The organism is Piscibacillus salipiscarius, from assembly GCF_042685285.1.
GTDB lineage: Bacteria > Bacillota > Bacilli > Bacillales > Alkalibacillaceae > Piscibacillus > Piscibacillus salipiscarius.
Map to the genome: position 1 here is coordinate 24,222 of NZ_JBHUMZ010000009.1, position 13,307 is coordinate 37,528.

Below are 13,307 nucleotides of genomic sequence, written 5' to 3' on the forward strand. Positions count from 1 at the left end.
AGAATCTGCAAAATGCGGACAGTCTTACTCACGATGCGGACAAACTCGGCTGAAATGCAAACACAACTAATAAAGATACGAACAATTCAGGCGAAAATACGGACACTTTATCACGAGATACGAACACTTCTTTTCGAAATACAAACAATTCACAGTCGGATACGATCACTCCATTGAAGTTTTTACGACCTTGCCTAATAAAAACTTAGAAGGGCTTAAGCCCCCCTAAGTTACTGGTCAGTATTTACTTCAATTTTTAAACCACCAAATTTTTTAGCTAAGAGATTATATACTGCCACGATCACCATGCTTAGTAAGCCATAAAATAATATGAAGAAAAATGGTGAGATAATCATTGGGCCGAATACTGCAATGAGTTCAGTGTTTCCTCCTGATATTCCAATAACAGTTGCAACTAAGCCTATGATAATCATGATAGATAGTGGTAATGCTAATAGGTATAACGTCACTTTAAATACACTTTTTAAACCGATCTTTTTAACTTCAACTTCGTTCATTATAACTCTCCTTTTATTGAAAACAGCCCCTATTAAGGAGCTGTTTTCTTAGATGTTAGTTTCTTAATTTTTTTCGTACTACTATGAATGCAGCGCCCACAATAACTAATCCAAACACCATCCACCAAATAACACTTGATGATGAATTGTTGCTAACTTGATCAGGTTCGCTTGCTGCTACTTCGTTCTCTTCTGGACTATCTTCTTCAGATGAGTCAGAGGTTGTTTCTTCATCAGATGGGTCTTCTTTTTCAAATACAGCATAAGTACTAAAGTGGTTTGTCTCAGCTGTTACAACGCCATCCTCATATGTTCCGCCGATTAACTCCCATTCTTCTCGTTCTTCATTGTAGTAATAAACCTTGACGTTATCTGGGTTTTGAACTTTTTCAGGGTCGACTGTAAAACTTATTGTAACAGGTTCACTAAATTCACTAATCGTAGAATCGCCTTGACTAATCGTGTAATCATAAACGTCACTTAAGGCATCAAAGACGTTTTCTAAGCGATTAACATGAACGACGGTGTCATTCTCATTGCCTTCAAAAATAGATGACGGGATCGTAATTCTAGTCGTGACGCGTTCAACAGATATTTTGTTTCCATTTTCTTTTAAATACTCAATTTGTTCCTTTGTTAAGGACACACTCGAATCCGCCTCTTCATCATCTTTAAGATCAATATTAATCTCATCTCCGCTTCCCACATTCTCGAATGCTTCGTCTGTGACAATATGTGTGTCATTTACTTTAGAAACTTTAACTGTCACTATTTCCGGGGTTTGATTAGTTTCATCTTCATCGGTCTCTGAATTATTATTGTTTGATGTGCGATCATCTGTCTGGTTAGTATCATCTTCTTCTGTTGTATCTGAATCGTCAGAGTTATTTTTTGTTTCATCTTGATCTGAATCGCTTGAGTTATCATTCGTATCATCTTCTGGGTCGACTTCTTTTCCAAAATTGAAAGTTGACACTTTTGATTTTTCTGATTCAACACCGTCAATGATTTGGGAAACTTGGAAGTGCATCAACTTTCCATCCCATCGGTTATATAATTTTTCTAAAAAGGAAATTCTTGAGACTCTATAGTCAGATCTATGTGAATATTCTACTTCTCCATCTTCTGAATAGGCGTAAATTTTATAGCCTTCTGCCTTGGCATCTAAATTAAATCGTAATACAAAGAACATATCACCGTAGTCTTTTAATTCTTCTGGAGTCGCCTCGAAGCCGAGGAACGTTATTTTAGGCACTTTGAGGTCAATAGGTCCTTCTTCTTCTGGATCTTCCTCAATTTCTTCAAACGTATGTGACACTGTTTCGGAACTTTGTAGATTCATGACCATTAACCACATAGGTGATTTCAAAATTCATTGTTTTGCCAGCCCATTTGTTATAGGTCTCTTCCGCAAACCACAACTCAGGCTGAGTTAATTCTTCTACCTCGAACTTCTGATTTACCTCTTGATCTTCCGAATAAGCATAGACATTAAAGCCATCCATAAGTTTCTCTTGCTCAAATCGTAACAAAAACGCTTCCGCGCCATATTCACTTAAATTCTCAGGTGTTTCTTTTAATCCATAATCTGTAATCACAGGCGTTGGGACCTCAAATGTATGCTGAATGGTATTCATCGACACCGATTCTTCGTTACCGAATTGAGCTTTAACTCAAATGATACATCTCGGCCGAGCCATTGTTTTAGTTGAGCATTTGTAACTTTTAGATTTTGCGCTATTACTGGTGCGTCTGTTATTGATGTAAATTTATCTAGCTCTTCATGTTTAGCATAGATTTTGTAACCATCTCCAGTCACTTGATCCCATGTGAATTCATATGAGCCATTATCGTGCTGAGTAAATGCGAGTTTTTGAACAATCCGATTTTGTAATTCATCTAATGATTTAAATTTATAGATGGCGTTATTTTCTGAAGTTGATAGATAAATGTTACCGCTTGAATCAGCAGCAGCGCTATTAACTGTCATGTCACTTGGGTACTCGAAAATAGGCTGGTTCGTTTCTTTGTTGTAGATTTTTCGATCGCTGAAGATATACGAATCTGAAATAGCAATGAGCTTGTCTCTGTTTTCAAAGAGTTGGACTTTACTATTTGTGATGTTCGTTTTATCAAATCTATGACCAGCATAGTAGAGATCGTTATTTTCCATTAAAATAGCTCGTTCTGGTAGGCTAAAACTAAATTCATATACAGAGATGTGTTCACCTGTTTCAGGATTTAACACAAGTAAATCTGAACCTGTAGACCCTGATTCACCTACATATAAATAATTATTACTAGAATCTAGATGAATGGCTGGTTCATAGTACGTATTCTTATTCGTATCATAGAATTCTAAAGCTTGTTCCGTGTTAGTTTGAAGGTCAATATGGTATAGAGTGACGTGTTGATCTAACGTTGCATAATTGATTTTCGTTCCATCTGTTGTGAGGTCGTATGGATTTTGTAAGGTCGTGATGTAATTAACGGCTGACCCCTGGGCGGTGCTCGTCGTTGCAATTTTAGTGCTTCCAGCTAGTGCGATGTACAGCTTATTATTGAGTAATTCTATATCTGTCGGAGCAGATCCAACAAATCTACTTTCTATGACTTCCATGGTCCCAGCGTTGATAACTAATAGCTGATTCTCACTTGTGGAAATCGCGTAGATTTTTTGATTTGGCTCGTCAAAAACCCACTTGTCTATTGGCTGGTTTAGGCTTAGTTTGTTGTTGTTAAATTGTGTTTGTGCAGTTTGGTCCGCATAATTGTCCTGGTTATTAAAGATCGTTTTATTCTGTGAATCGTACATGAGCCTCAGTTGTCCGTCTGATAAAACATGCGTGATGTTACTCGGCATTGTACCAACTATTCGGAATGTATTACGATCAAAGACACTTTCTTGTGAATAGACATAGTGATCGTCCGCGCCAATAATATTGGCAAGTCTCGATCCTGTTAAATTACTTTTGCTGAATTCATTCGTATAAAAACCGTGAATCTCCGCTAGGTCGTTTTTATTAAATTTATGCCCTGCATAAAAAACATCGTTTCCATCCACGGTGAAGTTACCTTTAGGAAATGGAAAACCGTAACTCCCACCATAAGTCGTTCGACTAAATAATGAATAGTCTTCAGTTGAGAAAGCTTTAAGACTAGAACCTGATGTACCGTGTTCAGCTGCATATAAGACTTTTGTTTCTTTGTCGAGATATAAGTCAGGCTCGCTAAATGGCGTCCAAGTATCACCTTGAATGACGACATCCGCTTCGGTCCCATCTTCTAAACTTTTTTCATAGATTTCATGGTTGTCTGAGTAAAAGAGTTGAGTAGAATTAACAGCAATATGGTAAGGCTCTAATTTCGTTGTGATCGTATTAGTGGTTTCCATCGTTGTGGTATCGATCACTTTTATGCTGTTTGTATTAGGTAGTGAAACGTAGATTTTGTTATTAAACAAATAAAGGTCAGCAGGGTTTGTACCTACTGTTGTGGTCTTGCTTATTGCTAGTGAACTATGAGTGATTTTATGTAATTTCCCTTCAGATGTAAGTGCATAAGTAACCTGGTTCGCATCATCCATTGTCCAATTAACAAGATTGCTCTCTAAATTGATTTGGTCTTCGGATGCGATACTAGAATTGCTAAAAGCTAATAAACTAATAATAATTGCGCCTATTAAGGCTATAGTCCTAAATTTCAATTTAATTCCCCCCTAATTTATTTGATTGTTGACGGTCCTCCTTTTTTAATAAATTTCACATAAAAAAAGCCCACCAAAAAAGATTGGTAGACTATGAATAATCCAATCCTTTTCGGCAACCCGGCTGTCTTAGTTCATTAACCTTAGACCCGCGGCTTTGCGCCCCCACCTTTCAATGGGTTTGCTATTATCGAAGGAGCTTTTTTATAATTAATAGGTAAAACGGTTCATGAAATTAACCTTACCAAAACTTATATCGGCATTTTTTCCTATAGTTTAAGTTAATTTAAACAAAATTTTATGTTTTTAGACAATTTTTGTAGTTGATTTGCATTACTTTCGCGCCATACCTTCAGATCTAAAGCGCGATGCGAACAGTTTTACTCTTGATGTGAACAGTTTTTGCTGAAATGCGAACACAACACTCTCAGATACGGACAATCCAAGCCAAAATACGGACAATTAATCACTAGATACGGACAGTTGATCCCCGGATACGAACACTTCTCTCAGAAATGCGGACAGTTTACTGCTTGATACAGACATATTCCTCAAAAATAGGATCTAAGTCTGATGCTTTTGCGCCCAAGCGCAAAAGCTCCCTTCTAAAATCAATATAAAAGGCTCCCAGCAAAACCGGGAGCCTACCTTATTTTACTTAAATATAAGCTTTTATTATACTCTATTAAATAATTAAAATCAGTTCGATAGTCATAATTCAGAATGTGTGTTTTGGGTTTTCGTCCTTTAGTTCTAAAGTTTTGCTTTGCTAATAGTCTTCTAGAGGTGACTAAATCAATTTTCAACCATTCGCTTAGGGTATCTGAAGTGATCTCATGACCAAAGATTAAATAGTAATCTTTTAAAAACTCCTCTAACACGGTTTGGCTTTTGTACTTACAATTATTACACTCGAAACCGTTCCTGCGATACTGCATTGATTTTGTATGACAATAGTTACAAAAAGCACCCGGGATAAAGTCCTTTTTAGATAGATTCAATTCCTTTAATAGATTCATATCATACATTTCATTGTGACGCTGGAGATCTCTATATAGCTTTAACCTGTTCTGAATGTCAGGTTTATCTTTATATTTCGTTTTGAGATCATAATAAGCATGGCTAAGCTTGTAGCCTGATACAATTCTAGGATCTAATGGGATTGGTCCTTGTTGAATCATGACATTTTTGTTTGTGAAGACGACTAATGTTTCTATTGGGATATCATATCCTCTACTTTTTAGCCATTTCGTAAGAAGTCTAGCGTGTTTTTCGACCTGAAGAATCGGATCTTGGTAGCCGACTTCATCATTTCTCACTTTTTGATTCATGATTCCAGTTCGGTGATCGATTGTTACTTCGCCTGCTAGATTCTTGACTTGTAACAGGAGTAAAAACTTCACGCAGAATAGGAGGGTATCGATTTCAAAGTGAATAAATTCCGACTTCATTCGAAGGTTACTTAACTTCGGGATCTTCTCCAAAATATATTTTAAATGAAAATCAATCGATAGTTCACCATAATAACCTGAGCTTGACTTTGCAATATCTTCATCTAAATGAGTTTGAATTTGATGGTTCGGGATTAAGTTACGTCTCGTTGCTAGTTGTTTGAATAATTTAATCGGGGTCGGCTGATCATTCGCGTACAACAGATTTGCCTTCTTTCTAAGAGGGAGTTGTCAAGATTAGAGAAGTACCTAGCCTTCCCCGGAGCCAGGTTGTTCACACTCCATAGACACGAGTTTTGTTATTTTTGATGGAATCCTCGAACCTTCAACTAACCTTGACACCTTAGTTATACTACCTGGAATTGTCTGACACAAGGTATAGAAAATTAGGTTTTCTCTAATATAAAAACTCAATTTTCTAGTAGATATTTGACCTAACAAGACGATTCCTAAGATGAAAATTTAATTTTTATAAAAATGTATTTTCTTAATTTTTTTGAATTCCTATTGAATGCGGATGATTTTATCTGAAATACAAACAAACTCCACCCGGATGCGAACACTTCACTCCGAAATACGGATAAACTTCGCTCGGATGCGAACACTCCTCCTCGAGATACAAACAAACTTCGCCCGGACGCGAACACTTCTCCCCGAGATACGGACAAACTCCACCCGGACGTGAACACTTCACTCCGAAATGCGGACAAACTCCGATAGGACGCGAAAGCTTCTCCTCGAGATACAAACAAACTTCGCCCGGACGCGAACACTTCTCCCCGAGATACGGACAAACTCCGCCCGGATGCGAACACTTCTCCCGCAGATACAAACAAACTTCACCCAGATGCGCACACTTTCCCTTTATAATACAAAAACCTCCCGCCGCGGCGGGAGGTTTCCATATTTAACTGCGCTTAGTAAATTTCGCTGCTAGGTCGTCGAACAACGTATAGACGACTGGGATAATCACCAGTGTTAGGATCATCGAGAATAGTAGCCCGAATATGATAACCACGGCGAGTGGTTGTTGGGCTTCGCCGCCTTCTCCGAGTCCGATTGACAGCGGGATCATACCTAATATCGTCGTGAGTGATGTCATCAGAATCGGGCGCAGACGGTTGGCGCCGGCTTCGATAATGGCTTCGAATCGTTCAATGCCTTTTCGCCTTAAGATGTTGATGTAATCAACGAGGACGATGGCATTGTTCACGACAATTCCGGCGAGCATGATCACCCCTATAAAGGCCGGAATCGATAGCGGCAGTCCAGTCACGAACAGTCCGAGAATAACCCCAATGATCATCGTTGGTAATGAGAACATGATGATAAACGGGTGCAGGAAGTTTTCGAACTGCACGGCCATGACGGCGTAGACTAGGAAGATTGAGAACACTAGGGCTAATGCTAGGTCTCCAAATGCTTCTTGCATGTCTTCGGCTTGCCCCCCGATATTGTATCCATAGCCTTCTGGGAATTCAAGTCCGCTAAGGCGTTCGTCAATGGCTGATGTCACAGTTCCTAGGTCGCTTCCGACAAGTCCTGCTGAGACGACCACGCGGCGCTGCTGGTTCTGTCTAGTTAGCGATGCTGGTCCTTCGACTTGCTCGATGGTTGCAAGCGTCTCTAGTCTAAGCTGCTCTCCTTGTGGCGTTGCAATTTTCAAGTCACGGATTTCTTCTAATGAATCGCGCTCTTCTTTTGGAAGCAGCACGCGCACGTCAAGCTCATTGCCTTCTTGTCTAAACTGGGTTGCGACCTGGCCGTTTAGTTTCGATGAAATTTGGCCCATCACCTGAGAGCGCGTCATGCCGTACTGCGAGGCAACACTCTCATCCACGACAATCTGCATCTCTGGCCGGCCTTCGCTTGCTGATGAACTCGGGTTGTGAACGCCATCGATGTCGTTAATCAAAGTCACCACTTGGTCTGCGAGCTGCTGGAGCACGTCATGGTCAGGTCCTGTTAGTTCGACTTGAACAGGATCACCAGCACTGACGGATGCTCCTAGGACGTTCACATTAATGTCAGCTCCGGCAATGTCCTGGATTTGTGAGTCCCATTTTTTCATGACTTCTTGGGTGGACTCGGCACGGTCATCTTTCGGCACTAACTGGATCATGTAAGATGCACTATTTGTCGTTGAGCCCATGCCCATTTGTCCGCCTGAGCTTCCGACCGTTGTAAAACTTGATTCGATTAACTCTTCATCTTTGGACATAATTTCATTCACTTGGTCTACGACATCCATCGTGGACTCTAAGTTCGTACCTGATGGTGTTTCAACCGAGATTTCAATTTGTCCTTGGTCCGCTTCAGGTATGAACGCAAGGCCAAGTTTTGGAATGAGCGCTAAACTTGCCGCAATCACAACAATCGTCGCAATCACACTTGTTTTTCTAAATTTCAAGGCGCGCTTTAAAATGCCTTGGTAAAAGTTAATAATTTTTCCAAGTAAGCGGTCGAACCAGTAACGGCGGCCATTTCCTTTGCTTAACTTTTTCAGCATCTTAGATGACAGCATCGGGATAATCGTTAAGGATGCTGCGAGTGATGCGATGAGCGAGAACGCGACCGTTAATGCTAGTGGTGTAAAAATCTCAGATGCGATGCCTTCAACGAATATAATCGGCAGAAAGACCACTAAGGTCGTAGTCGTTGACGCAATCACGGCTGGGGCGATTTCGGATGCGCCTAATTTAGCCGCTTCTTTCATTGAATAACCGCGCTCCCGGTACGTCACGATGTGCTCGAGTATGACGATGGCGCTGTCTACCATCATCCCGATTCCGAGCGCGAGTCCACCCATGGTTAAGATGTTGACGGTCTCACCCGTAAAGTACATCAGCGTAAAGGTCGTGATCACCGCAATTGGAATCGATAAACTGATGACCAGTGTTGCGCGGAAACTTTTTAAGAATAATAGTAGCACTAACACCGCAAACACGGCACCGAGTAATAAGTTTTGCACAACGGAATCAATCGACATACGGATGAAATCAGCTGTATCAAAGACAACGTTCAGTTCAACGCCTTCAGGCAAGTTAGCACGTGCTTCATCTAACTTTCCGCGAATCGCATCAGACACGGCAACAGTATTACCGTCTGTCTTTTTCAAAATGTTCATGACCACGGCTTCTTTTCCGTTAACGAGCGAATGGCCGGACGGATCGGTCACGCCACGCTCGACCGTTGCAACGTCACCTAGATTGATCATTGCGTTTTGCGGTGTTTGAATTTTTGTTTCGCGAATATCTTCAAGTGATTCATATTCACCTAAAATTCGGATTTGAAGTTCTTGAGTTCCGCGTGAGATGACCCCTGCGGATGCAGACCGGTTCGAGCCTTGGATTGCCTGCATAACTTGCTGGGACGAGAGTCCGTATTGGTTCAGACGTTGCTGATCAAGCACAACACGAACTTCTTCGGTGACTCCGCCTTCGGTGCCGACAGAGCCGACGCCTTTTTGCCGTTCAAAAAGAGGCTGGATCTCGTTTTCGGCATAATCTTGCAAGGTCGCTTTATCGTCACCCGTTAAGCCGACCCACATAACTGGCATTTGCTGCGGGTCAAAGCGCAGGACGTTCGGTTCACCTGCACTGTCTGGGAGAAAGCCTTTTACTTGATCGACTTTTTCCCGTACGTTTAATAGAGCGTTATCTAAATTCGTGTCGGTTGAAAACATGAGGACGACGAGTGAATTCCCAGGCTGTGATTGCGCCTGGATCGTGTCGACCCCTTCAATCGTTGCGACCGATGATTCAATCGGTTTTGTGACGAGTTCTTCAACCTCCTGCGGTGCGGCGCCATCGTAGTTCGTTGCCACAACCGCAATTGGCAGGTCAATATCTGGATATAAATCGACGGATAAATTTCGGAATGACACGAAGCCGAGTGCTAGAATCGCAAGTACAATCATCGTCACCCCGACTGGTCTTTTTATGGATGAATTAACGAGGCGCATTATTCAGCCTCCTCGTTAATCGAAATATCTTGGCCATCTGATAACGTCAGCTGTCCGCGAACAACGATTTGGTCACCTTCACTTAAGGCACCTTCTTCTTTAGGCTTAACCGCCGTTTGTTTAGACTGCATACCGATGACCTCAACCGCTACTTGCGTTGCTTTGCCTTCTTTGGCGACAAACACCACACGATCTTCACCGCGGTCTACTACCGCTTCAGTTGGAACAATCAACACATTTTCAGCGATAATTTTTTCTAGTAAAACTTCAGCGGAAACTCCGGCTAAAATATTTTGTTTTATGTTATCAATTTCAGCTTGAACCTCAAATGTACCAGTTTCACCCGCTGTTTCTGCAACATTCGTTATTGTTGCTTTGCCTTCTTTTTCAAGTTGTGAAATCATGAACTTAATCTCATCGTCATCAGAGAAGTTTTTTACTTCACCTGCAGGCACGTTAAACGTTAGGTTTAATGGATCAATTGCTGCGACAACTGCTGCTGGATTTTCACTTGTCACCATACGTCCCTCTGCCATGTTAAGCTTCTGGATTTGACCGTCCATTGGCGCTTCTAAATCGCGGCGACCGTACTGCGGATTCACGATTTCTGCTAAGACGTCGCCTTCTTCAACCGTGTCACCTAGCTCAACGTGGAGCTCATCGACTTCACCTGCAATTTGTGAAACGACAGGCATTTGGTCGCTCGGCATCGTGCGTGCCGCAAATGTTCTCGTTTCTGAAAAATCGTCTTGTGTGACTTTGTCAACTTCAACTGGTGTTGCAACTGCTTCTGTTTCTTCCTCTTCCGGTTCATCATTACAAGCAACTAATAAGCTGATGATTGCAATCAACATAAGTATCATCGTTCTCTTCATCGTATTTCACTCTCCAATGTTTTTTCTAATGATAAAACTTCCTCACTTATGGCGCTGAATTTCCTCAGGTGTTCGAGCATCGACTCGATAATAATGTGCTGCGGCGTGTCTTTTTGCAGCTCCTGTTCGATGACGTCCAGCGCTTCAAGGGCTTTATTCGAATCGTCTTTCACGACGCTATGTATTTTCTGTCTTATTTTTGTAAGCGATAAGGCGCGCTCTTCAAACACTTGTGGTAATCTTTGAATCGGCTGGCTACTCTGTTCTTTGATAAGGCCTTGGCACATATCGTCTAGCCTTCCAACAATGAACCTTGGCAGTGCGGCGCGGTCAATCGTCCTTTCATCAACGACCAGCCAGTTCGTGTAACTGTTGATCATTCCCTCTAACAGGACGGCCACATCATTTTCGTAAGGCTTGATGGAATCACCATAAATCGAAAGGATATTGTTCTTCGCCCAGTTAAAATTTTGCTGGCGCGTTTGAATGATAAACGACTCCGCATCGCGGCCAAGCGGCACCTGATCTCTTAAAAGCATCACGATGAGCGGCTTATTTTCTATAATAAAATCGAAGTAAATCTGGAGCTGTTTCATGAGTGCCTCTCTCGAATCTGACTCCTGCTGTGCTTCTTTCATTCTTTCCAATATCGTCGCATAGTAGTAGTCATAGATGGAGACAATCAGCTCTTCTTTTGACTCAAAATAATTATAAAACGAACCTTTCGCAACGCCCGCCTGGTCCGCAATCTCCTGAACCGACGTCGTATGGAAGCCCTTTTTCGCAAAAAGCTCAATGCTTCCCTGAATGATTCGCTTCTTCTTTTCATTCATTAAAATGACTCCTCTTTTCTCGTAGAATGACCAGTCAGTCACTTTCTAATATACTTAAGATTTATGGCAGATACAACCAAAAAAGGATAGATAAATGTGAAGATGTTGTGAACGTGGTTTATGAACAAATCCTAAGTCAATGCGATCAGTATTAAGGGAAATGCGGACACTTTGGGTTCAAATGTGAACAGTTCTACCAAAAATACGAACAGTTTCTTTCCAGATGCGGACGCTTCGGCTTCAAATATGGACAATTCACCTAGGAATACGAACAATTTCACAGAGAATGCGTACACTTCAGCTTCTAATACGAACAGTTTCACAGAGTATACGAACAGTTCCGCGCAGCATATAAACAATTTCAGTTTAAATACTTACTTTTAAAGCAAAAAACACCTCCCCGCTCTTTTACGAGTAAAAGTTTGGGGTTAGGTGTTTTATGAGATGAAGCGATCTTTAAGAAAGTAGCCGAAAACGTGGGCGGCTAGCATGACCTGATTGTGCATTCGTGATGGTGGGATGTCGACATTGTAGGTCTGGTTGTTCGATAGCAAGACATTGCACTCGTCCTTTTTACCTGCTATTGGCACGCTATCCTTAACGTGACAGTAGGCAATCCATGTGCAGTCAGGGTGGCGCACTTTCATCGTTGGAATTAAGATGATGCCTTTGCTAGGTTCTACGGGTATTGGAATCATGACTTTCTTCTTCGTGACAAATTCGATGGCTTTTTTTCGACCGTCCAGAGTAGCCCCGCCTCGTGCGATGCAGGAAGAGTCAATGATTTGTATCGGTGTTTGTCTTGAGAGGATCGTTCTGTTGACTTCTATTATTTTACTCTGATAAATGGGATCATAATGAGGTGAAATAACCATCGTATGATTGTTTATAAAATAGTGGTCTACCTTTTCAATCGTTACCATGACAACTCCTCCTTTGTATTAGAATCACATTTTTCCTATACGTACATTATTTTACAATATTTTATAATTATTTGAATATTTTTTCTTAAAAATTTGGTTCTATAAAGGAACTTTTATCTTATTGTTCTAGTTATATAGTCCTGTTTTGTTAAACATTTAGAAATTATGTCGATATTAGAGGAAAGACTCAAGTGAGGTGATGTGCATGGATGTCGCAGCGGCATCAGTAGTCATGAGTCAAGCTAAGCTGCAACAACAAGTGGGTGTGCAGATGATGAGTAAGGCTAAGGAACAGATGGAGGTTCAATCAGAGGGGTTACAAATGCTTATGCAATCTTCACAAGTCCCGCACCCGAATTTAGGTAATAGCTTGGATGTTAAGGCTTAGTTAAAGAAAGAAGCTTTCGCCACTTGAGCGAAAGCTTCTGTTTTTTATTGATCTTCTTCTTTATTATTCTCAGGGTCGTCCATGTCATCTTGCATCATGTCGTCTTCTTCATTACCCATGTCGCCATTCTCTCCGTTATTTTCACCCATACCACCATTGTCACCATTTTCGCCGCCCATGTCACCGTTCTCTTCACCAGTGTCGCCGCCACCATCATCTGGCTGCTCCTGATCTGGTTCTTGTTCTTCAGTGGCACAAGCTCCTAGTGTACCTAATACTAAAATCCCTGCCATTAGTAATTTAAGTAATTTCATATTTTGTACCTCCTATGTTGTATTTCTCAGGAATAGTGTTACCATATTTTTAACTTTTATCATGGATTTGGAAAATTTTTTTGGAATGCTTCAAAAGTCTTATATTAAATGAGAATTCTATTGTTGAAATGTGCACAACGGACAGTTTTCCTCATGACGCGGACAATTCTTCACGAAACGCGGGCAGTTCTCCTCAGGATACGGACAATGTTTCCCCGGATGCGAACAGTTCTGGTGTTCTGTAAAGAAAGTGGACACAATTACTCAAAATTTTTTTGATGAGATGATCAACCATCGCAACTTGACATTGAGCCTCTGATTGCGTGCTGTTTAGC

General features: G+C 41.2%; 11 protein-coding genes and 1 riboswitch. Of the genes, 1 reads left to right on the forward strand and 10 read right to left on the reverse strand.

The window, feature by feature from the left end; genetic code table 11:
* Positions 1-230 precede the first annotated feature (230 nt).
* From ACFSW4_RS02010 to ACFSW4_RS02050, 9 genes are all read right to left on the reverse strand, one after another.
* Positions 231-518: a hypothetical protein gene (locus ACFSW4_RS02010; RefSeq protein ID WP_377327149.1), complete on the reverse strand. Its 288-nt coding sequence runs from the start codon at positions 516-518 to the stop codon at positions 231-233.
* Positions 519-573: 55 nt separating this feature from the next.
* Positions 574-1,860 (reverse strand): hypothetical protein, encoded by a 1,287-nt coding sequence (locus ACFSW4_RS02015; RefSeq protein ID WP_377327151.1) that lies wholly within the window; start codon positions 1,858-1,860, stop codon positions 574-576.
* Positions 1,820-2,155, reverse strand: a complete 336-nt coding sequence (locus tag ACFSW4_RS02020; protein WP_377327153.1) for a hypothetical protein — start codon at positions 2,153-2,155, stop codon at positions 1,820-1,822. Before ACFSW4_RS02020 ends, ACFSW4_RS02015 begins: the two co-directional genes overlap by 41 nt.
* Positions 2,152-4,224, reverse strand: a complete 2,073-nt coding sequence (locus tag ACFSW4_RS02025) for a YncE family protein (protein ID WP_377327155.1) — start codon at positions 4,222-4,224, stop codon at positions 2,152-2,154. Before ACFSW4_RS02025 ends, ACFSW4_RS02020 begins: the two co-directional genes overlap by 4 nt.
* Before the next feature lie 111 nt (positions 4,225-4,335).
* A riboswitch (cyclic di-GMP riboswitch) is annotated at positions 4,336-4,420 on the reverse strand.
* Between the two features lie 448 nt (positions 4,421-4,868).
* The gene (locus tag ACFSW4_RS02030; protein ID WP_377327157.1) at positions 4,869-5,876 is read right to left on the reverse strand and encodes an NERD domain-containing protein; all 1,008 of its coding nucleotides are present in this window, start codon (positions 5,874-5,876) and stop codon (positions 4,869-4,871) included.
* Between the two features lie 706 nt (positions 5,877-6,582).
* Entirely contained in the window at positions 6,583-9,639 is a 3,057-nt protein-coding gene (locus tag ACFSW4_RS02035; protein ID WP_377327159.1) for an efflux RND transporter permease subunit, read from the reverse strand.
* On the reverse strand, positions 9,639-10,514 hold the full coding sequence (locus ACFSW4_RS02040) for an efflux RND transporter periplasmic adaptor subunit (protein WP_377327161.1): 876 nt from the start codon (positions 10,512-10,514) through the stop codon (positions 9,639-9,641). Before ACFSW4_RS02040 ends, ACFSW4_RS02035 begins: the two co-directional genes overlap by 1 nt.
* On the reverse strand, positions 10,511-11,347 hold the full coding sequence (locus tag ACFSW4_RS02045) for a TetR/AcrR family transcriptional regulator (RefSeq protein ID WP_054754861.1): 837 nt from the start codon (positions 11,345-11,347) through the stop codon (positions 10,511-10,513). The genes ACFSW4_RS02040 and ACFSW4_RS02045 overlap by 4 nt, the downstream gene beginning before the upstream one ends.
* Before the next feature lie 437 nt (positions 11,348-11,784).
* Positions 11,785-12,270 carry a competence protein ComK gene (locus tag ACFSW4_RS02050; RefSeq protein WP_054754859.1) on the reverse strand — a complete coding sequence of 162 codons (486 nt, stop codon included), beginning with the start codon at positions 12,268-12,270 and terminating at the stop codon, positions 11,785-11,787.
* A gap of 205 nt (positions 12,271-12,475) precedes the next feature.
* Between ACFSW4_RS02050 and ACFSW4_RS02055 the strand changes: the two genes are divergently transcribed.
* The gene (locus ACFSW4_RS02055) at positions 12,476-12,658 is read left to right on the forward strand and encodes a YjfB family protein (protein WP_054754858.1); all 183 of its coding nucleotides are present in this window, start codon (positions 12,476-12,478) and stop codon (positions 12,656-12,658) included.
* A 44-nt stretch (positions 12,659-12,702) separates the two neighbouring features.
* On the opposite strand, the gene ACFSW4_RS02060 is transcribed toward ACFSW4_RS02055, so the two are convergent.
* Positions 12,703-12,972: a hypothetical protein gene (locus tag ACFSW4_RS02060; protein WP_054754857.1), complete on the reverse strand. Its 270-nt coding sequence runs from the start codon at positions 12,970-12,972 to the stop codon at positions 12,703-12,705.
* Positions 12,973-13,307: the final 335 nt, after the last annotated feature.

Bases quoted from the DNA above. Each gene is read 5' to 3' on its own strand.
- ACFSW4_RS02045 (WP_054754861.1), bottom strand. From the start codon at position 11,347: ATGAATGAAAAGAAGAAGCGAATCATTCAGGGAAGCATTGAGCTTTTT.
- ACFSW4_RS02015 (WP_377327151.1), bottom strand. From the start codon at position 1,860: ATGAATCTACAAAGTTCCGAAACAGTGTCACATACGTTTGAAGAAATT.
- ACFSW4_RS02040 (WP_377327161.1), bottom strand. From the start codon at position 10,514: ATGAAGAGAACGATGATACTTATGTTGATTGCAATCATCAGCTTATTA.
- ACFSW4_RS02020 (WP_377327153.1), bottom strand. From the start codon at position 2,155: ATGAATACCATTCAGCATACATTTGAGGTCCCAACGCCTGTGATTACA.
- ACFSW4_RS02050 (WP_054754859.1), bottom strand. From the start codon at position 12,270: ATGGTAACGATTGAAAAGGTAGACCACTATTTTATAAACAATCATACG.
- ACFSW4_RS02010 (WP_377327149.1), bottom strand. From the start codon at position 518: ATGAACGAAGTTGAAGTTAAAAAGATCGGTTTAAAAAGTGTATTTAAA.
- ACFSW4_RS02055 (WP_054754858.1), top strand. From the start codon at position 12,476: ATGGATGTCGCAGCGGCATCAGTAGTCATGAGTCAAGCTAAGCTGCAA.
- ACFSW4_RS02035 (WP_377327159.1), bottom strand. From the start codon at position 9,639: ATGCGCCTCGTTAATTCATCCATAAAAAGACCAGTCGGGGTGACGATG.
- ACFSW4_RS02060 (WP_054754857.1), bottom strand. From the start codon at position 12,972: ATGAAATTACTTAAATTACTAATGGCAGGGATTTTAGTATTAGGTACA.